At 66.1% G+C, this 20398-nt stretch carries 19 protein-coding genes; 11 read left to right on the top strand and 8 right to left on the bottom strand.

All coding sequences use genetic code 11. The features are described from left to right. Nucleotides 1-49: 49 nt before the first annotated feature. Genes ftsE through ACIQCS_RS20415 form a run of 4 tightly spaced genes read left to right on the top strand, consistent with a single transcriptional unit; the run spans nucleotide 50 to nucleotide 2842 of the window. Nucleotides 50-751, top strand: coding sequence for a cell division ATP-binding protein FtsE (gene ftsE, locus ACIQCS_RS20430; RefSeq protein WP_345849421.1), 702 nt, complete (start codon nucleotides 50-52; stop codon nucleotides 749-751). Next, on the top strand, nucleotides 748-1632 hold the full coding sequence (locus ACIQCS_RS20425; protein WP_345849422.1) for an FtsX-like permease family protein: 885 nt from the start codon (nucleotides 748-750) through the stop codon (nucleotides 1630-1632). The genes ftsE and ACIQCS_RS20425 overlap by 4 nt, the downstream gene beginning before the upstream one ends. Next, on the top strand, nucleotides 1629-2159 hold the full coding sequence (locus ACIQCS_RS20420) for a YdcF family protein (protein WP_345849423.1): 531 nt from the start codon (nucleotides 1629-1631) through the stop codon (nucleotides 2157-2159). The genes ACIQCS_RS20425 and ACIQCS_RS20420 overlap by 4 nt, the downstream gene beginning before the upstream one ends. Further along, nucleotides 2159-2842: a lysophospholipid acyltransferase family protein gene (locus ACIQCS_RS20415; protein ID WP_345849424.1), complete on the top strand. Its 684-nt coding sequence runs from the start codon at nucleotides 2159-2161 to the stop codon at nucleotides 2840-2842. The genes ACIQCS_RS20420 and ACIQCS_RS20415 overlap by 1 nt, the downstream gene beginning before the upstream one ends. A 392-nt stretch (nucleotides 2843-3234) precedes the next feature. Here the strand turns inward: ACIQCS_RS20415 and ACIQCS_RS20410 are convergent, their stop codons facing one another. Continuing rightward, on the bottom strand, nucleotides 3235-4176 hold the full coding sequence (locus ACIQCS_RS20410) for a prephenate/arogenate dehydrogenase family protein (protein ID WP_345849425.1): 942 nt from the start codon (nucleotides 4174-4176) through the stop codon (nucleotides 3235-3237). After that, a complete protein-coding gene (hisC, locus tag ACIQCS_RS20405) occupies nucleotides 4176-5285 on the bottom strand; it encodes a histidinol-phosphate transaminase (protein ID WP_345849426.1) in 1110 nt (369 codons plus the stop codon). The genes ACIQCS_RS20410 and hisC overlap by 1 nt, the downstream gene beginning before the upstream one ends. An 84-nt stretch (nucleotides 5286-5369) precedes the next feature. On the opposite strand from hisC, the gene ACIQCS_RS20400 reads away from it, so the two are divergent. From ACIQCS_RS20400 to ACIQCS_RS20380, 5 genes are read left to right on the top strand one after another with little or no spacing between them, the layout of a single operon-like run. Further along, the gene (locus tag ACIQCS_RS20400) at nucleotides 5370-6917 is read left to right on the top strand and encodes an NAD(P)/FAD-dependent oxidoreductase (protein ID WP_345849427.1); all 1548 of its coding nucleotides are present in this window, start codon (nucleotides 5370-5372) and stop codon (nucleotides 6915-6917) included. Nucleotides 6918-6949: 32 nt separating this feature from the next. Continuing rightward, nucleotides 6950-8086 (top strand): homoserine O-acetyltransferase, encoded by a 1137-nt coding sequence (locus ACIQCS_RS20395; protein WP_345849428.1) that lies wholly within the window; start codon nucleotides 6950-6952, stop codon nucleotides 8084-8086. Beyond that, nucleotides 8083-8520 carry a GNAT family N-acetyltransferase gene (locus ACIQCS_RS20390; RefSeq protein WP_345849429.1) on the top strand — a complete coding sequence of 146 codons (438 nt, stop codon included), beginning with the start codon at nucleotides 8083-8085 and terminating at the stop codon, nucleotides 8518-8520. Before ACIQCS_RS20395 ends, ACIQCS_RS20390 begins: the two co-directional genes overlap by 4 nt. Continuing rightward, nucleotides 8517-9104: a methionine biosynthesis protein MetW gene (gene metW / locus ACIQCS_RS20385; RefSeq protein WP_345849430.1), complete on the top strand. Its 588-nt coding sequence runs from the start codon at nucleotides 8517-8519 to the stop codon at nucleotides 9102-9104. Before ACIQCS_RS20390 ends, metW begins: the two co-directional genes overlap by 4 nt. 19 nt (nucleotides 9105-9123) lie before the next feature. Then, a complete protein-coding gene (locus tag ACIQCS_RS20380; protein ID WP_345849431.1) occupies nucleotides 9124-9981 on the top strand; it encodes a pirin family protein in 858 nt (285 codons plus the stop codon). A 10-nt stretch (nucleotides 9982-9991) separates the two neighbouring features. Here ACIQCS_RS20380 and ACIQCS_RS20375 read toward each other — a convergent pair whose 3' ends face one another. The 3 genes from ACIQCS_RS20375 to ACIQCS_RS20365 all read right to left on the bottom strand — a co-directional run bounded on the left by ACIQCS_RS20375 (nucleotide 9992) and on the right by ACIQCS_RS20365 (nucleotide 15616). Continuing rightward, nucleotides 9992-10426, bottom strand: coding sequence for a hypothetical protein (locus ACIQCS_RS20375; protein ID WP_401531589.1), 435 nt, complete (start codon nucleotides 10424-10426; stop codon nucleotides 9992-9994). 342 nt (nucleotides 10427-10768) lie between these two features. After that, complete coding sequence (locus ACIQCS_RS20370) at nucleotides 10769-11065, bottom strand: hypothetical protein (protein ID WP_345849433.1); 297 nt, start codon at nucleotides 11063-11065, stop codon at nucleotides 10769-10771. 9 nt (nucleotides 11066-11074) lie between these two features. Continuing rightward, complete coding sequence (locus tag ACIQCS_RS20365) at nucleotides 11075-15616, bottom strand: RHS repeat-associated core domain-containing protein (RefSeq protein ID WP_345849434.1); 4542 nt, start codon at nucleotides 15614-15616, stop codon at nucleotides 11075-11077. A 643-nt stretch (nucleotides 15617-16259) separates the two neighbouring features. Here ACIQCS_RS20365 and ACIQCS_RS20360 point away from each other — a divergent pair. Beyond that, entirely contained in the window at nucleotides 16260-16805 is a 546-nt protein-coding gene (locus tag ACIQCS_RS20360; protein ID WP_401531587.1) for an RHS repeat domain-containing protein, read from the top strand. Between the two features lie 258 nt (nucleotides 16806-17063). Here the strand turns inward: ACIQCS_RS20360 and ssb are convergent, their stop codons facing one another. After that, a complete protein-coding gene (gene ssb, locus ACIQCS_RS20355) occupies nucleotides 17064-17624 on the bottom strand; it encodes a single-stranded DNA-binding protein (RefSeq protein WP_345849435.1) in 561 nt (186 codons plus the stop codon). Between the two features lie 41 nt (nucleotides 17625-17665). On the opposite strand from ssb, the gene ACIQCS_RS20350 reads away from it, so the two are divergent. Further along, the gene (locus ACIQCS_RS20350) at nucleotides 17666-17839 is read left to right on the top strand and encodes a DUF4169 family protein (protein WP_345849436.1); all 174 of its coding nucleotides are present in this window, start codon (nucleotides 17666-17668) and stop codon (nucleotides 17837-17839) included. Nucleotides 17840-18232: 393 nt separating this feature from the next. Here the strand turns inward: ACIQCS_RS20350 and ACIQCS_RS20345 are convergent, their stop codons facing one another. Continuing rightward, on the bottom strand, nucleotides 18233-20083 hold the full coding sequence (locus tag ACIQCS_RS20345; protein ID WP_345849437.1) for a ferrous iron transporter B: 1851 nt from the start codon (nucleotides 20081-20083) through the stop codon (nucleotides 18233-18235). Continuing rightward, nucleotides 20080-20352, bottom strand: coding sequence for a FeoA family protein (locus ACIQCS_RS20340; protein WP_086127725.1), 273 nt, complete (start codon nucleotides 20350-20352; stop codon nucleotides 20080-20082). The genes ACIQCS_RS20345 and ACIQCS_RS20340 overlap by 4 nt, the downstream gene beginning before the upstream one ends. Nucleotides 20353-20398: the final 46 nt, after the last annotated feature.

Raw genomic sequence — 20398 nt, 5'->3', positions numbered from 1 at the left:
CCGCCAGCGGCTGTGCGATGGCAGGCGCGAGGGAAGCGCCGGGAGCCAGATGGCCAGCATCGTCCAATTCGAGAATGTCGGCCTGCGCTATGGTTCGGGCGACGAGACTCTCTCGGACATCAGCTTCACGCTGAACACCGGCGCCTTCTATTTCCTCACCGGCCCCTCCGGCGCAGGCAAGACCTCGCTGCTCAAGCTCCTGTACCTGGCCCAGCGCCCGAGCCGCGGCACGGTGCGCCTGTTCGGCGAGGACGCGGGCGCCCTGCCCCGCGCCCGCTTGCCCGGCTTTCGCCGGCGGATCGGCGTGGTGTTCCAGGACTTCCGGCTCGTCCCCCATCTCTCCGCCTATGACAATATCGCGCTTCCGCTAAGGGTGGCGGGCGTGTCCGAAGGCGATATCGAGGCGCCGGTGCGCGAGATGCTCGCCTGGGTGGGGCTGACCGATCGCGGCCGCGCCCGGCCGCCGACGCTCTCCGGCGGCGAGCAGCAGCGCATCGCCATCGCCCGCGCGGTGATCGGCCGCCCCGAGTTGCTCGTCGCCGACGAGCCGACCGGAAATGTCGATCCCGACATGGCCGAGCGGCTGCTGCATCTGTTCGACAGCCTCAACCGCCTGGGCACCACCGTGGTGGTCGCGACGCACGACTTCCACCTGCTCAACCGCATTCCCAACGCGCACATGATGCGGCTCGAAAAGGGCCGGCTCAACGACCCGACCGGCGCGTTGCGCAACCCGCCGGGGCGCGGATGAAGCTGAGCCTCAACCCCAATGCGCCCGATCGCCGCCTGCTCGACGAGAGCCGGCGCACGCGCGCCATGACCTGGATCATGGCGATCATGCTGTTCCTGACCGTGCTCGCCGGCGCGCTGGGGCTGGGCATGTTCGCCGCCACCGCACAGCTCGACCGCCAGCTCGCGGGGCGGCTCACCATCCAGATCGTCGAGCCCAATGCGGCGACGCGCGACGGCGAGGCGGCGGCGATCCGCGCGGCGGTGGCCAGGATCCCGGGCGTGGTGCGCGCGGCCGAAGTCGATCGCCAGCGGCTCGCCGAGCTGCTCAAGCCCTGGCTGGGCGACACCGGGCTCGATCCCGATCTGCCGATGCCGGCGATGATCGATGTCGAAGTGCATGGCAGCAGCCTGGCCATGGTCGAGCGCACCGCCCGCGCCATCGCCCCCGCCGCCCGGATCGACCGGCACGCGCAATGGCTCTCGCCGGTGCGCGGCTTCATGACCACGATGAGCTGGCTCGCAGTGGGGCTGATGCTGCTGATCGCCACCGCCACCGCCGCCGTCGTGCTGCTCGCCGCGCGTTCGGGGCTGGACACGCACCGCGACACCATCGATGTGCTGCACATGCTCGGCTCCACCGATGTCCAGATTGCCCGCCTGTTCCAGCGGCGGATCGCGTTCGACACGCTGTTCGGCGGCCTGCTCGGCACCGCGGCGGCGCTGGGGCTCGTCTGGTTCCTCCAGTCGCGCATGGCGCTGGTGGGCTCGGAGATGCTGAGCGGCGTGGCGTTGCAGCAGCGCGACTGGTTCCTGCTCCTGCTGCTGCCGCTGGGCTTTGCGCTGCTCGCCACCTTCGCGGCGCGGAGCACCGTGCTGCGCGCGCTGGGCCGCACGCTGTGATCCTGCGCCTCATCGCCCTGGTGGTGATCGCCTGGCTGCTCGGCTTCGCGGCGTTCATGCTGTCGCTCGGCCATCCGCTGGAGAACCGCAAGACCGACGCGATCGTGGTGCTGACCGGCGGATCAAAGCGGATCGATCGCGGGCTCGAGGTGCTGCGCGCCGGCGATGCGAAGCGGATGCTGGTCAGCGGCGTCGATCCCGATGTGCGCCCCGGCGAGTTCGCGGCGGAATACAAGATCGACCGGAAGCTGATGCGCTGCTGCGTCGACCTGGGCTGGCAGGCGGTCGACACCCGCTCCAACGCGGAGGAGACCGCGGAATGGGTGAAGGAGCACCAGTACCGGACGGTGCGGCTGGTGACCTCGGACTGGCACATGCCGCGCGCGCGGCTCGAGCTGGCCCATGCCCTGAAGGGCGTCGAGGTGATCGGCGATCCGGTGCGCAGCCAGCCGGGCTTCGCGATGCTGTTCCGCGAATATCACAAATATCTCGTGCGGCGGATCGCGCTGCTGCTCGGCGCCAGCTGATGAACCTGCTCCGCACGCTCGCCTTCTCGATCTTCTTCTACGGCCTGTCGGTGCCGATGGTGCTGCTCGTGCCCCTGGTCGCGCTGCTGGGCGGCGATTCGCTGCGCAGCTATGCGATGGGCTGGGTGGCGCTGATGCGCTGGTCGGCGCGCTGGATCCTGGGGATCCGGGTGAAGATCGAGGGCGAGATTCCCAAGGGGCCGGTGCTGTTCGCGGGCAAGCACGAATCGCTGTTCGAGGCATTGGAGCTGAGCCGGCTGCTGGGCTCGCCCGCCACGGTGATGAAGCGCGAGCTGGCGCGGATCCCGCTCTGGGGCTGGGCGGCGCGGCGCTATGGCGTCATCATCGTCAACCGCACCGCCAATGCCTCGGCGCTGCGCGCGATGATGAAGGACGCGCAGGCGGCGTTGCAGCAGGGCCGGTCGGTGATGATCTTTCCGGAGGGGACGCGGGTGAAGCCGGGCGAGAAGCCCGCGCTGCGCTCGGGCTTTGCCGGGCTCTACCGGATGCTCGACCTGCCCGTGGTGCCGATCGCAGTGAAGAGCGGCCATGTCTGGCCCAAGCACGGGATCAAGAAGCCGGGCGTCGTCACCTTCCGGTTCGAGCCGATGATCCCGCCGGGCCTGCCCCGCGCCGAGGCCGAGGCGCGGGTGCATGCGGGGATCAATGCGCTGAACGGCTGAGCGCTACCGGCCGGCGCCGGCCACGGCTTGCAATGTAGGATTTCCCATGGCCTGTTCCCGCGGCCGGATTGGCGCCCGGCCGCTCTTTCGACCTGTTGGAGAAATAGGACCCCTCGCGCGCAAGGAAGTTGCGAGATGCCCCGCATCCTCGGGAAAATAGGGAAATTTGCACGCCGCGAACCGTCCCGCGGGTAGGGGCTTTCGCGACCTTTCGGCGGGCCGTCCCGGTCGCCCTGTAGGAACCCGGAGGCAGGCCCCAGGGCCAGGCGCCGGGCGCGAGCGATAGTCCTGCCGCTCTCCGGAGAGCGATGGTGCGATGGCGTCGATATCCCGCACTATCCTGGATCCCCGCCTTCGCCGGGATGACGAGAGAGGGAGTATCGGTCCCCGGCCTAGTCGTGCGTGCGGCCGAAATCGGGCGCCGCGTCGTCCTGGCCCTGCTCGATGATCGAGCGCCGGATCGCGCGGGTGCGGCTGAACAGCTCGAACAGCTCGTCGCCCTTGCCCCAGCGGATCGCGCGCTGGAGCGCCGTCAGATCCTCCGAGAAGCGCTGGAGCATGTCGAGCACCGCTTCCTTGTTCGCCAGGAACACGTCGCGCCACATGGTCGGATCCGAGGCGGCGATGCGCGTGAAGTCGCGAAAGCCGCCGGCCGAATATTTGATCACCTCGGACTGGGTGACTTCCTCCATGTCCGACGCGGTGCCGACGATCGTATAGGCGATCAGGTGCGGCAAATGGCTGGTCACCGCCAGCACGCGATCGTGATGATCGGGCGCCATCGTCTCGACCTCGGCACCCAGGCGGCGCCAGAATTCGCGGACGCGCTCGACGGCGAAGGGCGCGGTGCCCTCCACCGGCGTGACGATGCACCAGCGGCCATGGAACAGCGAGGCGAAGCCGGCCTCGGGCCCGCTATTCTCGGTGCCCGCCACCGGATGCGCGGGAACGAAGGTCGTCTCCGCCAGCGCGGCGCGCACCGCCTCGACCACGCTTTCCTTGCACGAGCCGACATCGCTGACGATCGCGTCGGCGGGCAGGTCCGCGGCGATGTCGGCCGCCGCCGCGCCCATCGCGCCGACGGGAACGCAGAGGATGACGAGATCGGCATCGATCACCGATGTGCCGGCGGTGTCGGCAACGTCGTCGCACAGCGCGATGCGCTGGGCAGTCTCGCGCACCGCCGGATCGGCGTCGAAGCCGGTCACGCGCACGCTCGGCATGTGCTGCTTCACTGCGCGCGCGATCGACGAGCCGATCAGGCCCAGGCCGATGATCGTCACCCGGGCAAAGGGCGGCTGTTGCCGCCCGTCTTCCACAGGCGCGGGCAGCATCAGCCCTCGCCCGCCATTGCCCGCAGCGCCGCGATCACGCCGCGCGTCTCGTCCTCGGTGCCGATGGTGATGCGCAGGCCGTGCGGGAGCCCCTGGCCGGGCAGCCAGCGGACGATATAGCCGGCGTCCATCAGCCCCTTGTACGCCGCCTCGGCGGTGAGATGGCCCTCGAACAGCACGAGGACGAAATTGGCCTGGCTCGGCACGGCGCGCAGGCCCTTGTTGCCGAGCTTGGCGATCTCGTCGGCGAACCAGCGGCGCCACTCGGCATTGTGCGCCTTGGTGTGGGCGACGAAATCGGTATCGCCCAGCGCCGCGACCGCCGCCGCGGTGCCCGCGATGGTGATCGAGAAGGGCAGGCGGATGCGGTGCATCGCCTCGATGATCGGCGCGGAGGCATAGCCCCAGCCGATCCGCTCGGCGGCGAGGCCGTACATCTTGGAGAAGGTGCGCGTCACCAGCACGTTGGGCGCGGTGCGGGCCAGCTCCATGCCGCCATCGTCGTCATCGCCTTCGATATATTCGGCATAGGCATGGTCGAGCACCAGCAGCACATGGCTGGGCAGCCCGGCATGGAGGCGCAATATCTCCGAACGCGGCGCATAGGTGCCGGTCGGGTTGTTGGGGTTGGCGACGAAGACGATCTTCGTGCGCTCGGTCACCGAGGCGAGGATGGCGTCGACATCGGTCGCATAGTCCTTGTCCGGCGCCACCACCGGCGTCGCGCCGACGCGGCGCGTGGCGATCGGGTACACGGTGAAGCCGTAATGGACATAGATGATCTCGTCGCCCGGGCCGGCAAAGGCGCCGGCGGCCAGGTGGAGCACCTCGTCCGAGCCGTTGCCGTAGATGATGCGAGCGGGATCGAGGTCGTATTTCGCCGCGATCGTCTCGCGCAGCTCGACGGCGCTGGCATCGGGATAGCGCTCGAGGCTGGTCGCCGCGGTCAGGAACGCATCGCGCGCCTTTTGCGACGTGCCGAGCGGATTCTCGTTGGACGAGAGCTTCGAGACCTTGCGGCCGTCATCGGTGGTGGAGCGCCCCGGCACATAGGGGGCGATTTCCATGATCCAGGGCTTGGGCCGGGGGCTGTCGGAGTGTGCGGTCATGGCCGCGCGGCTTGGCGGAATGGTTACCGGATGGCAAGGGTCAGGCTCTAGGGCTTCATGGTTAAAGGGAGCCGGGGAGGGGCAATGCGGGGGAACGGCATCGTCTGGCGCGCGCTGGAAGCGGCGCGGCGACGCAATCTGGAAGCGGCCGGCGAGGCGATGCCGGTCAAGGGCGCGAGCGGCGCGACGCGGCGCGCGGTGCTGCGGGCGATGGCCGCGGCCGGCATGGCCGGCGCCCTGCCCCGCCCCGCCGCGGCGCGCGCGCCGGGCCGCGTGGCGATCATCGGCGGCGGCATCGCCGGCCTCAGCGCGCTCCACCATCTGCGCAAGGCGGGCGTCGATGCATTCCTGTACGAAGGCCGCACCCGCACCGGCGGGCGAATGCACACCCACCGATCGGGCGAATGGGCGTTCGAGGCAGGCGGCCAGCTGGTCAACACCGATCACTATGACATGCACGCGCTGCTCAAGCGCTACGGCGTGGCGCTGCTCGACCGCAAGAGCGAGCCGCACGACACGCTGATCCTCGCCGACGGCCGGCTCGTGAGCGACGCGGAGCTGGCCACGGCACTGCGTCCGATCGCGGCGCAGATCGGCCGGGACGCCGATCGGCTCGACCGGGACCATGCCCGCGTCGCCCCCGGCCTCGATCGCCTGTCGATCCACGACTATCTCGAACGGCACGCGGCGCAGATCCGCGCGCCCTGGGTCCGCCAGCTGCTCGAGGCGACCAGCCGCACCGAATATGGCGTCGAGCCGAACCGCGCCTCGGCGATCGAGCTGATCTTCAACCTGCCGACAGTGGACGGCCGGCGCGCCGAAGTGCTGGGCGGCGCCGACGAACGCTATGTGATCGAGGGCGGCAGCTCGGCGCTGGTCGAGGCGATCAGCGCGGTCCATGCCGATCGGATCGCCACGGGCAAGCGCCTGCACCGGGTCGAGCCCGGGCTGAAGCTGCATTTCCTCGACGGCTCGGCCGCGGATGCCGATACGCTGATCGTCGCGGTGCCGGGGCCGCTCACTCGCCAGATCGATTTCCGCGTGCCGCTTCCCGCCGCCTGGCGCGCCTTCATCGGCGAGATGGAGCTGGGCTTCAACGAGAAGGTCCAGTCCGGCACCAACGCGACGCCGTGGCGCCGGCCGATGGGCGTGGGCGGCGAGCTGTGGCAAACCGATCCGCGGGCCGGCTGGGCGCTGGGCTGGGACGGCAGCGTCCATCGCAAGGACGGGCTGTCGCCGGTCTGGACCTGGTTCCTCGGCGGCGGCGAAGTGCTGCGCGCCGCGAGCGAGGCGCCGTCCGCGCTCGCCGCGCGCTTCGCCGCCAGCGCCGCCGCCGCGATCCCCGGGCTGGTCGAGGCCGCCACCGGCCCGTTCACCCGCACCAACTGGCATGCCCAGCCACTCACCCTCGGCGCCTATTGCAACTATGCCCCCGGCCAGCTCACCCGCTTCTCGAAGCTGCTGTACATCGAAGGCGAGGGCAACGACCAGGTGCCCCATGCGGGACGGATCTGGTTCGCGGGCGAGCATCTCTCCGATGCCTTTCCGGGCTATATGAACGGCGCTGCGCAGACCGGACGGATGGCGGCCGCCGCCGTCCTCGGCACGCGGATCGATGCCAAGGCCGCTTGAACCGCGGCGCGCAGCCTCCTAACGACCGCGGAATGTCCGACGATCCGCGTTATGGCACTGGCCGTTCGGTGACGCTGCCGGGGCCGTTGCGCCTCGACGGCGGCGGGCTGCTGTCGCCGCTCGACATCGGCTACGAGACCTATGGCACCCTCGCCGCCGATGGCGGCAACGCGATCCTGGTGTGCCATGCGCTGACCGGCGACCAGCATGTCGCCTCCACCCATCCGCGCACCGGCAAGCCCGGCTGGTGGGCGCGCATGGTGGGGCCGGGCAAGCCGATCGACACCGATCGCTATTTCGTCGTCTGCTCGAACGTGCTGGGCAGCTGCCTGGGCAGCTCGGGGCCGGCGACGGTCAATCCCGCCACGGGCAAGCCCTGGGGGATGGGCTTCCCGGTCATCACCATCCGCGACATGGTCCGCGCCCAGGCGATGCTGCTCGACCATCTCGGCGTGGGGAAGCTGTTCGCCGTGGTGGGCGGCTCGATGGGCGGCATGCAGGCGCTGAGCTGGGCGGCGACCTATCCCGAGCGCGTCGCCTCGGCCGTGGTCATCGCCAGCGCCGCGCGGCACTCCGCGCAGAACATCGCCTTCCACGAAGTCGGCCGCCAGGCCGTGATGGCCGATCCCAAATGGCGCGGCGGCGACTATTATGCCGACAATGATCCTCCCGCCGCCGGGCTGGCGGTGGCGCGGATGGCGGCGCACATCACCTATCTTTCCGAGGCCGGGCTCACCGCCAAGTTCGGGCGCAAGCTGCAGAGCCGCCCGGAGAAGCCGGATGGCGCCAAGACCTTCGGCTTCGACGCGGACTTCCAGGTGGAGAGCTATCTGCGCCACCAGGGCCTGGCGTTCGTCGACCGGTTCGACGCCAATTCCTATCTCTACATCACCCGGGCGCTCGACTATTTCGACCTGGCCGAGGAGCATGGCGGGCTGCTCGCCAACGCCTTCCGGGGCAGCGGCGCGCGCTTCTGCGTGGTCAGCTTCGACACCGACTGGCTCTATCCGACGAGCGAATCGCGCACCATCGTCCACGCGCTCAACGCAGCGGGCGCGCGGGCGAGCTTCGTCGAGCTGCGATCACCCTTCGGCCATGACGCCTTCCTGCTCGAGAGCCCCGAGCTCGACCGGGTGGTGCGCGGCTTCCTCGAGGCGGGGACGGCATGAGCGACTATCGCATCTCGTTCGACAAGACGGAGCTGGATCTCGACCTGATCCATGCTTTCCTGAGCGGATCCTATTGGGCCAGGGGCATCCCGCGGCACATCGTCGAGAACTCGATCCGCAACTCCTTCTGCGCCGGCGCCTTCGCCAAGGACGAGGCGGGCCAGGACGAGCAGGTGGGCTTTGCCAGGCTGATCACCGATCAGGCCACCTTCGCCTATCTGGCGGACGTGTTCGTGCTGCCCGCGCACCGGGGCCGGGGCGTGGCGACGCAGATGCTCGAAGCGGTGCAGGCGCATCCCGAGCTGGCGGGCCTGCGGCGCTGGCTGCTCTTCACTCGCGACATGCAGCCGCTCTACGCCAAGCTCGGCTGGACGCAGATCCCGCATCCCGAGCGCTGCATGGAGCGGCACGACACGGACCTCTATACGCGATGACCCTGCGCCCGGACCTGGCGATCATCGCGGCGAACGTGGCGGCCGGCAGCCGCGTGCTCGACATCGGCTGCGGCGACGGCGCGCTGATGGCGGCGCTGCGCGACACGCGCCAGGTCGATGCGCGCGGGCTCGAGCTCGATGCCGGCGACGTGGCGGCGGCGGTGGGCCGCGGGCTCTCGGTAGTGCAGGGCGACGCCGATACCGACCTGGCCGACTATCCCGACAACAGCTTCGACTATGCCATTCTCAGCCAGACGCTGCAGACCACCCGCCACCCGGACATGGTGCTGGAGAATCTGCTGCGTATCGGCAGGCACGCCTTCGTCTCCTTCCCCAATTTCGCCCATTGGCGGGTGCGCGCCTCGCTGCTGTTCGGCGGGCGGATGCCGGTGACGCGGCTGCTGCCGGTCGAATGGTATGCCACGCCCAACATCCACCATGTGACTGTCGACGATTTCCGTGCGTTCGTGCAGGGCCGGGGAATCACGCTGGAAGGCAGCTGGTTCCTCTCGGGCGACCAAAGCTGCGGATCGGCGATGGCCAATCTGTTCGCCGAACATGCGGTGTTCCTGCTGAGAAGGTGAGGTGAGGTGATGCGATGCGATGCGAACGGTGAAGCGGGTGCATCCGGCCTTTCGCGACGACATCGGCGACCTCGTCACGCGGCGCCCGGTTCCCGGCCCGGCGATCGGGCATGTCGGCGCCTTCCTGTTCCTCAACCATCACGGGCCGCAAGCCTATCCGCCGAGCAATCGCGGCCTGCCCTTCGGCCCGCATCCGCATCGCGGCTTCGAGACAGTGACTTTCATCCTGGCGGGCGCGCTGGCGCATACCGACAGCGCCGGCCATGCGAGCATCATCCGCGCCGGGGGCATCCAGTGGATGACCGCCGGCAGCGGCATCGTTCATGCCGAGGTCTCACCGGCGGACTTCAAGCGCGACGGCGGGCCGATGGAAATCCTCCAGCTCTGGGTGAACCTGCCCGCCCGGCTCAAGATGACCGCCCCGCGCTATGTCGGCGCGCAGGCCGAGGCGATCCCTGCGGTCACCACCGGCAGCGGCGCCACCGTCCATCTGATCTCCGGCGCATTCGGCGACGCGAGGGGCACGGTCGATTCGCTGACCGACGTGTTCCTGAGCTGGGTCGAGATCGCAGCCGGCGGCAGCATCACCTTCTCCGGCCTCGAGGGGCGCGATGTGCTCCTCTATGCCGTGCGGGGCATGTTCCACGTGGAAGGCACCCCGATTGCGCATTTCCATCTCGCCGAGCTGACTCCGGGCGCCGCAGTGACCATCACCGCTTCCGAGCCGGCGCTGTTCCTGTTCGGCCACGCCGCGCCGATCGACGAGCCGATCGTGGCGCACGGGCCCTTCGTGATGAACAGCGAGGCCGAAATCCGCCAGGCCTTTCTCGACTATCAGGCCGGCCGATTCGGCATCGCCGAGATCGTCGAGGCCTGAATTCCCGGGCTTAGCGCCGCACGCCCCAGTTGACGGTGACGTTGGTCACGGCCGTGCCCGGCTCCGCCATCACCCGCAGCGTGCGCCGGTCGCCTTCCGCCGCGCTGAACGACTTGCCGTCCTCGATGCCGGGCGTCAGGCCCGAGGCGATGGCCTGCTCCTTCGACCAGGCGAGGATCGCCGGGGGCGCGGCGAAATCGGTGTAGATCACCGTGCCGCTGCGCTTGCCCGTCACCGCCACGTCACCGCTGGTGCAGCTGATGATCTTGGCTTCCTTGTAGACCGGGACGAAATCGGGCTTGTCGTTGCAGGTGCCGGCGGCGACCTTGGCGGGCACGCCCTTCGAGGTCGCCTCGATCACGTTCTGCGCGGCGGGATCGTTGGTCGTCCTCGGCCCGCCACAGGCCGCTGCCAGCAAGGCCAATCCTGTCACCGCGCCGCGCATGGCAATTCCCTCATCGATCAGAACGGAACCTGCTCCCTAGCGCGCAATGCATTCCATATAATATTATGATTTACCAGGATAAATTTTGAAGCATATGATCTTGCCGATGAAACCGTACACTCTTCGGTTCTCACATGCCCCGGCGCGGCATTCTCCGGCTTCCCTTGGCGAAACGGAAAGAGACGGCAAGTTGCAACCGTAATAACAGCAACATAAATCTATTATGGTTCAGCTATTCATTATATTCATCAAATGAACAAGTGCCGCGCCCAACTCGATATGACCTCAACCCCCTCGGCATCGATCATGAAATATATATCATGCCTCATGCGTCTGGTTCGATCATATCACAACAGCGGCAACGACGTGCACAAAACTCAATACGGACATTAAGACAAATAATACACCTACCGATGTCATCACACCACCAATAACGGGAGCACTATCTATCATCCGCCTATATCTTAAGTAGTTAATCATCAAGAAAGCTACTATCAAACACGCCCACATCGAAATGTGAACTGACAGGCTGCCATTTCTCACGAAATATACCGCCTGAAGAATATATACCAGTATTCCATATGGAACAATTGACGGTATCGATAAAGAAATCGTTCCAACAATGCTGTTCAGCTTCATCTCAATATCCTAATCGGAACAGCCATCCCAGGCGCCGAAGCCATTTAAAAGCGTCGGCTTGGGACATTTCCTTCCATTGACGACGATATGGGCGTCACCGAAAGCCGATGAGGCCACATCGGAAGTGGCAGCGGTGAAGGCGGCCTGCCCCGCCGCACCAACCTGGTCGCCAATGGCGCCGGCCAACTCGTTGCGCCGGCCCGGGCCGATGGGAACCAGGAAATCCGCCCGAGTCATTCCCAAATAGGTGCCCAATCCAGCCGTCGCCGCATTTACAATACCCGCCCTGACCAAGCCGTCATCCAGTGGACGGCCCGCCATTGCATTCTCAACGGTACGCTGGCCAACGCCGAGCGCCCCACCAACGGCCGTCGTCATCACTACCGCGGTCTTCAGCTCCTGCGTCCGGATAATGGCGGTCCCGACCCTCCCGGCCAGGCCGCCACTCAGCGCAGAGATACCGAGCCTGGCGACCTGGGTCTTTACCGAGCCCAGCGCACCCAGGACGTGCCCATTCTTCGCTTGCTCATAGGCGGCGCCCCAAGCCGCCCGGTCGGAATCGCTGGTTGCCTGATTCAGCATCTCCACCAGAAGCCCGATGCACGCCGGGCCGCAGAGACCTGAAGGATCAGAAGCGTTAATGGGATCGTTTGAGGAATAGGCATACAAGTTCATCTGATCGAAATACCCGATCGGATCCGTCTGCATGAATCGCCCAAGCATCGGCGAGTAGATACGCGCCTTGTAATAGTACATGCCCAGCTCGGGTATCCAAGCCTGGCCGGTATACTGGAAGCGACCAGCGTTGCCGCTGCCCGGCAAGCCATATTCATCGTAGCTGTTGATCCCCGTGCGGTTGCCCCAGCAATCGGCGGTCGCGATGATCGAGCCCAGGTGATCGGCATGGAAGACCTTGGTTGCCGAACAGTTCATCGCGCCGCCCTCGTCCCACAGGATGGGCTCGTCCTCGGCGGGACCGAACATGTAGCGGCGCAGCAATGCCCCGCTGCCACTATACTCGGCGACGAGGTTGTTGCCGTCGTACAGGAACTGCGTGACGCCGGCGCTGCCACCCGACGTCTGGTAGAGACGCCCCAAGGGATCATAGACCAGGTTCGCACCGGTCGAAGCGCTCACTAGCCGGTTCTCGGCATCATAGGTGTAGGCGATGCCGCCGTCCCAAGTCAGGTTGCCATTGGCGTCATAACCATAGCCGTTGCCGCCTACCGCGGCATATTGGTTGAGGCCATTCGGGACATAGGTGCGGCTGGTGGATGCATAAGCGTTGTACGCATAGTCCGAGTTGCTGCGGCCGAACCTGACGATCTGGCTCGCCGCATTATACCCGAAGGTAGCGGTCATATTCCCGGCGCCGCCGGCAAACCCCTGCGTCTGGCTGGCAAGGCGGGAAATCGCATCATAGCCATAGCCCGTCATGCTGCTCGCGCGGTTGGTATTGGCGCGCCGTCCCTGGGCATCGTAGCCGATGCCCATGAAAGGCACGGTACCTGTGGCGCCGGTCCACCATCGTGCCGCGCTCATCCGGTCCAATCCGTCGTAATCCATGGCGAAATATGCGCCGTCGGGATGCGTAACGCGCGTTCGATTGCCATCTGCACTGAATTGGAAAGTCAGCGTTCGGCTTACGCCGCCCATTGCGGTGGTCGTCGAGATGATCCGCCCAAGCCCGTCATAGCCGTTAATTACGGCATCGCTGCCCGAAGGGCCGTCAAACCTTGCCGCCGTCTGCAGGCCACGCAGATCGTAACTATAATAGACATCGCGCGTCAGCGAGGGCGGCACATTGGTGCAGGCATAGCCTGACACGCAAGCTTCCGGCACGATCTTCGAGGTTATCCGGTTCAGCGCATCATAGGCGTAGGTGAAGGTGCGCCCGTCGCGCTTGCGCAGGCGCGTGCGGTTGCCCCTCGCGTCATAGCCATATTCTTCATAGTCTGCGCCGCTCACCGCGCCGGCGCTCGCCAGCGCCGTGGCGGCAGTGGCCGGATTGAAGCCCGAAACGGCGCCCGAAGATGGGAAGCGCCACTGCAAGTGCCGGTCGAACCCGTCATAGACCAGTTGCGCGCGATTGCCGTTCGCATCGACGACATATTGCTCCTTGCCGTTGGGCGAGAAGCTGTACGTCACATAGGCCTGCTCGACGCTCGTTCCGACGGCCTTGCGGATCTGCTGCAAACGTCCCGCGGCGTCATAGAATTTGCGGGTGATCCGATCCGGCCCCTCGCTGCCTTCGGTGCCCAGCACACAAGCGCTGGCCGGCAACGCGCCGAACGCGGCCGGGTTCATCCGCATGGCGGCGCATTCGAGGCGCGCCGCACCGTCATAGCTATACTGCCTCAGCTGATAGGCGGTACCGCCCGACGATAGGGTCTCGACGATCTTCTCGCCGTAGGAATTATAGATCGTATCGGTGACCTGAGTGACCGTCATCGCGGCAAGCGCGCCCGCGGTCACGTCGGTTGCGGTGCCATCCTCGACCTTGGTGACCTGATCGTCATCATTATAGTTGATTCGCTTTGCAATCCGGGGAAGCGGTCCCGCTCCATCCGGATCGGTACTGATCGTTCCGATCTTTCGCCCGACGGCATCGTAGAGGAACGTCGTCGTACCTCCGCCGGGACCGGTCACGGTCACGAGATGGCCGGCATCGTCATAGGTATAGCTGGTCGCCAGCGACAGGCCATCCGAGGTCACGGTCTCCGTCGCGCGAAGGAAGGTGTTTCCGACATAGGTGAAGCTGTGCCGCACCTCGTCCGAGCTGCCGGCGCATGATGCCAGAGTCCTGCATTCCGACGCCTGGACAAGACGATAGAGGGTGCCGTCCCCCACATTGATGGCCTCGTAGGTCGATCGCCGCTCCGGTCGCACGCCGGCGCTGTCGGGCGGCATGGTGACCCTGGTCTCGCCGCCATGCGCCGGATCATATTCGAAATGGGTCTCGCCGCCATTCGCATCCCGCGTCCAATTCGGCTTGTTGCATTTCACTGGCACCGAACAGGTCGCGTCATAGTCGGCCTGATAGAGGACAATCGCCGCGAGCCCCGAGCCGGGCTTGGCGACGCTGGTGACGCGGATCAGGTTGCCGCGGCTGTCATGTTGATACTGGCGGGCGTTGCCCTCAGGGAGAGTGGTGGCGCTGAGCGTTCCCTGCGACTGATAGGCGAAGTTCGTCTGCTGGTTGAACTCGTCTTTGTTCTGGACCACGTCCGAACCCGTGGTCGAGACGAAGCAGGCGGAGTCAATGGAACCCCAGCCGGTGACCCAGGGCACCGGATTGCCGACCGCAATCCGCGTCTGACTATTGCCCAGCGGGTCGGTCGTGGTCAGCGTGCCGCCGCCGTCATTCGTGTCCACGAAATTGTATAGCCAGGTCCGGCCTCCCCGCGTGATCGACGAGACCGGTACAATGCGCGACGCGCTGAACTGCGTGATATTCTTGTAGGTGATGCCGGTTTCGACGCCGCTGGGCGTGATCACCCGGACGGGATTCAAAGTCGTCTTGTCATGTCCGTTGCTTATTCCCCAGCCGTCCGAGCCGAGCTGGCAGGTCATGATGTTCCTCGCCTGCAGCGTGACCTTGAAGGTGCGGCCGATCTTGTCCGTCGCCTTCCAGTCCTGCTGCGCTGCCAGCTGCCCTACCTGATTTGCCGGAAAATTCGTGTGGACGCGGCTGAAGCTCACCCGGTCGAGTTCGATCCCGTTCTTCCTCAGGACATAAGACGTAGCGTTGGCGAGGCCGCCATAGAGCACCCAGGCACTGCCTGTCGGCGAAGCGCTGGAAGTACAGGAAGTGCAGGGATAGACGGCGTCGACGGTGTAACCGAGATTGCTCGTGATCGTGCTGACCATCGTGCTGCCCGACACAATCGGATTGCCCGCGAAAGTAAGCTTCTCGCCATTCGCATAGAGGATCGAGGAAGCGTAAGCGAAGCCTCGATAGTTCGCGCCATTGCAGCTGGCGCCGCCGCCCATGCAGACCGGAATGGGTTCGACGGACATCGGAAAGAAGCTGACGACCGTGCCGTCGCGCGTCTGCAGGCCATAGGATTTGTCCGCAGTGCGCGTAAGCCGCGAACCGTCCACCTTCCCGACCTGCTGGCACAGCCCGAGGGCCGTGCAGACGAACATCTTGTCCATGCCTTCGAAATGCACGCGGATCTGGCGGCTGTTGGGGTTGCCGCTATCGGGTTCCGTCAGCGTATCGTCGGTCAGATAGGTTTCGAGGTTGGTGGTGAAGCGCCGCCCGTTGAAGACGGATCGCACCTGCAAATGCCCCGCTCCAGGCGCATTGAAACCGAGGGGCGAGGCGACCGAGTATTGCGCGGTCGCGACATCGACGCCGTTGATATCCGGCTGTGGATTGATCACGGTCTGGTTCTGCGCGGAATTGTCCTGCGCACTGGCCGCCAACGGCACCAGCACCAGCGCCGACACGGGAAGCCCGAGCCGCAGGATCGAGCGCCGCACCGTCCCAAGCATTCGGAAAAGGCGCGTCCCTGCCGCCCGGAGCGCAACGATATGCTCGGTCATGATACCCTTCTTGCCCATAGCCATTTGAAACTCGCGCAGCCTGCCGAAGCAGGACGCAGCGTCACGCGCCGCTGCATCTCCCGCCTCTCAGCGAACCGCCAATCGTGGAAATGCGCGCCCTGCACCGCGACCATGGCCTGGTCCTCCGCGCCGGCAGCGAAACGAAGCCTATGGCAAGGGCGCCCGAGGAAACCAGCAAACGCAGATACATGCCCCGCCCCGTTGCCCATGGCCGATATGAACAATGAAGCGCCGGACGGTTACGGGAATACGTCAAACCGGTAGTCAATTGGTCCATATCCGAGCAATGGAACGGCATGCCCCGATGCTCGGGTCACCGAGCGCTTCGCGGAACAGCACTGCGCAGTTGCGCTGGAAGGTGCCAGGAATCCCGGGCTTCAGGATCCCACCCGCAAGCCGCGTTCTGAATCGGCGTGCGCCGATGCGCTGGCCGCGCTTGCTTCGCCCCGCTGAATCATCTCGTGAATCCAGGGAGCAAGTGGGGAACATCCGTTCCTCAAGCCCTATCGGCCGGAGAGAGATTCGACGGTGCCGGATTTGGCGCAGTTTTCAGAAGTGTTTCATACTGCCGTAACACGCGCGCGGTTTCTGTCTCATATTTGGTATCATCGAAGGGTTGGAAATGCGCGCCGATAGAAGTGCCTCCGTGATTTCGTTTCTCGCAATTGCAGGGGCAATGATAGCATCGCCTTCAAGCGCTCAGGAAACCACGAGATATTCATATGATGCACTGGGGCATCTGGTCGGCGTGACTCATAGCGGAGGCGCGGCCAGCGGCGTAACTTCAACTTATTCCTATGACCCTGCCGGAAATCGGACAAACGTTACCACGAGCGTGCCGGTTGCAGGCGGGGATTGCACATTCGCTGTGCGCGACGGCGGTTTCTCCCATGATTGGGAGTTCCCGAGCAATCCTTTCCTGATCTGGATCGATAAATCGGGCAGTTGCACTGCCGCTACAACCCTCGCGTATAGCTTCTCACGCCCCGGCTCTCCGTCCGGCACCTTTGTGATGAACCCTTCGCAAGGAAGCTATTATTACTACGAACTGCCGGCCCCGTGCGCGTCGGGCGGGGAGGGCGATTTTACGACTACGATCCGAATAGTCTCGGGCCCGGGCTCGATCGCCAAGGGAACCGCTGCGCTTCGTATATGGAGTTGCACCTGAAGCATTTTTGGCCGTGGCAGCAACACCTTCCGCGCCGCCATCCATTCCGGTGCGCCAATCGAGCCCCGAGCCCGGTCTCTCCCGACGGACGGCGCAACAACCAACGCACCGCAGCGTTCGGGATTGCCTTCAACCTTCTGTCCAAGGCGGCGTTTCCGAGGAGCGCAGCCTGGTAGATCGCTACGGGGGGAGCACGCTTTCACGCGCTCCCCCCATGGCTTGGCCTATAAGACGCGACAAACTCGCGCTGGGTGTTTCTTAGAACGGGACGTCGTCGTCCAGATCATCGGGGAAACCGCCACCGAAGCTATTGTTTCCGCCGCCGCCCGAACGCTGGCCGCCGCTGTTGAAATTGCCGCCGCCCCGGCTGGACGACTGACCGGCAAATTCGTCGCCGCCACCGGCGCCCCAATCGTCGCCACCCGAGGAGCGGGCGCCACCGCCGCCACTACCGCCGCCGCCGCCGGGCGCGCCGTCCAGCATGGTGAGCACCGAGTTGAAGCCCTGGAGCACGATCTCGGTCGAATACCGGTCCTGGCCCTGGGCGTCCTGCCACTTACGGGTGGTCAGCGCGCCTTCGATATAGACCTTGCTGCCCTTGCGCAGATAGCGCTCGGCGACATTCGCCAGGCCTTCGTTGAAGACCTTGACCGTGTGCCACTCGGTCTTTTCCTTGCGCTCGCCCGAGTTGCGGTCCTTCCAGCTTTCGGACGTAGCGATGCGCAGTTCGACGACCTTGCCGCCATTCTGGAAGCTGCGGCTCTCGGGATCGCGCCCGAGATTGCCCACCAGGATCACTTTGTTGACGCTGCCCGCCATGGAAACTCCGCTTCGAAATCTGTAAATGCTCGGGTGAGGATATGGCCGAGATCATCAACTTCAACAAGGCGCGCAAGGCCAGGGCAAGGACCGAGAAGCCGATCCGTGCACAGGAAAATCGCGCGCGCTTCGGCCGCACCAAGGCCGAGAAGCAGGCCGAGGCCGCCGAGAAGGCACGGATCGCGAAGGCGCTGGACGACGCCAGGCGCGACTAGCGGCCCTGCGGAAGTTTAGGTTTTCGGCTGCCGGCCAGGCTCTGCGACGCCCCTCCCACAGCATTTCGCGGGACCCACCTGCTCCCTCCGGAGCAAGCAGGGAACATGCACAATCCCTGCATTGCAAGACGCCGTTTCCCGGCGAAGGCCGAGCCCCGGTGGCAACGTCGCTCGCGCGGTTCGGCAGCCCGGCCGGATGCGCCGGAGACTGGGCCCCGGCCTTCGCCGGGCACCCATTTGGGTAGCGTCCGCTAGGTTGAGAACCCAAGCAAATACTAGATTTTCTACCGTCATCCCGGCCTTGCGCCGAGATCCCGCTGCTTCTTGCGCTAGCGAGACAGCGGGACCCAGGCTCAAGGCCGGGGTGACGAAGGAGGAATATGAGTCCTCAACCTAGAGCCCCAGCGCCACCGCGCTCCAATAGGTGAGCCCCGCCGCGACATAGGCGAGCGTGAAGAGATAGCCGATCATGAACAGCGGCCATTTCCAGCCATTGGTCTCGCGCCGGGTCACGGCGATCGTCGAGATGCATTGCGGTGCGAACACGAACCACATCAGGAAGGCGAGCGCGGTCGGCAGGCTCCAGCGCTTGCGCAGATTGTCGGTGATCGTCGCCTCGCCCTTGGCATCCTCGGGATTGTCGACCGCATAGACGGTGCCGATCGCCGCCACGGCCGCCTCGCGCGCCGCCATCGCGGGAAGCAGCGCCAGCGAGATGTCGTGATTGAACCCGACCGGCTTCACCACCACTTCGATCCCGCTCGCGATGCGGCCGGCGATCGAATATTCGCTCTGCTTCACGCCCGCCGGCGCCTGGGGAAAGGTGGCGAGCACCCAGAGGATGGCGACGGTGGCGGCGATGGTGGTGCCGGCACGCTTCAGGAAGATCTCCGCGCGCTGCCACAGGCCGAGCGCGATGTCGCGCAGGCGGGGCAGCTGGTATTTGGGCATCTCCATCATGAAACCGGAGGTCGCGCCCTTCGTCACCGTGCGGCGGAGCAGCAGCGCCGCGCAGAAGGCGCCGGCGATGCCGAGGATGTAGAGCCCGAACAGCACCAGCCCCTGCAGCCCGATGCCGGGCAGCACCGCGCGATCGGGAATCAGCGCGCCGATGATGATCGCATAGACCGGCAGGCGCGCCGAGCAGGTCATCAGCGGCGCGATCAGGATAGTGGTGAGCCGGTCCTTCTCGTCGGCGATCGTCCGCGTCGCCATGATGCCGGGCACCGCGCAGGCGAAGCTGGAGAGCAGGGGAATGAAGGCGCGGCCGGACAGGCCGACACCGGCCATCACCCGGTCCATCAGCATCGCGGCACGGACCATGTAGCCGGTCGCCTCCAGCACCAGGATGAAGGCGAACAGGATCAGGATCTGCGGCAGGAAGACCACGACGGCACCGACGCCGGCGATCAGGCCCTGGACCAGAAAGTCGCGCAGGAACCCGTCGGGCAGCGCGCCAGCGACCATGCCCTCGACCCAGGCCATGCCCGCCTCGATCCAGCCCATCGGCGCCTCGGCCCAGGCGAAGACCGACTGGAACATGACGAACATCAGCGCGAGCAGGATGATCGGTCCGGCGACGGGGTGGAGCACGATCGCGTCGATCCGGTGGGTCCAGCGGCGCGCCGCCGTTTCCGACACGGTAACGGCGGTGGCGATCTGGCGGGCGCGGCGCTGGAGGACGACGATGTCGTGCTGGACGCCGGCGCCCTCGCGCAGCCGGTGCGTGCCCTTGACCGCCTCGCCCAATCGCTCCTTGAGCGTGTCGATCCCGCGCTTGCGCACCGCGACGGTGGGAACCACCGGCACGCCGAGCTCGCGCTCCAGCGCTTCGGCATCGAGGATCAGGCCGTCACGCTCGGCCATGTCGACCATGTTGAGCGCGACCACCACCGGCAGGCCCAGCGCGATCAGCTGGAGCGTGAAGCGCAGGTGATTGTCGAGATTGGTGGCGTCGACCACCACGATGATCGCGTCGGGCAGCTTCTCGCCCTGCTGCTTGCCGAACAGCACGTCGCGAGTCACCGCCTCGTCGGGCGAGGACGGGTCGAGGCTGTAGGTGCCGGGCAGGTCGAGCAGCTCGACCGGGCGGCCATCGGGCAGCGCCAGGCGGCCGGCATGGCGCTCCACCGTGACGCCCGGATAATTGCCCACCTTCTGCCGCGCGCCGGTCAGCGCGTTGAACAGGGCGCTCTTGCCGGCATTGGGATTGCCGACCAGCGCAACCAGCGGCGCGGCGTTCATGCGCCGGGACTGACGTGGATCGCCGAGGCGACGTGGCGGCGGAGCGCTACGATCATGCGGCCGATCCGGCAGGCGATCGGCCCGCCGCCCAGCAGGCCCGACTTGTGGAGCAGCTCGACCTCGACGCCTTCGTCCAGCCCCAGCTCGCGCAGGCGCCGGCCCTCGGGCTCGCTCAGCTTGCTCCAGTCGATCGTGGCGACGGCCGCGGGCTTGTGGCGGGGCAGGCTGGCAAGCGGTACGGGCACGGGAATCGCAGCGGGGGCATTCATGCTGCGAGTCATTATCAATTGCGACGAGGGTACGCCAGTAGGATAT

Origin of the sequence: Sphingomonas sp. NPDC092440, assembly GCF_044754985.1 — a bacterium.
Classification (GTDB): domain Bacteria; phylum Pseudomonadota; class Alphaproteobacteria; order Sphingomonadales; family Sphingomonadaceae; genus Sphingomonas.
This window is presented reverse-complemented; position numbering and strand designations above follow the sequence as displayed.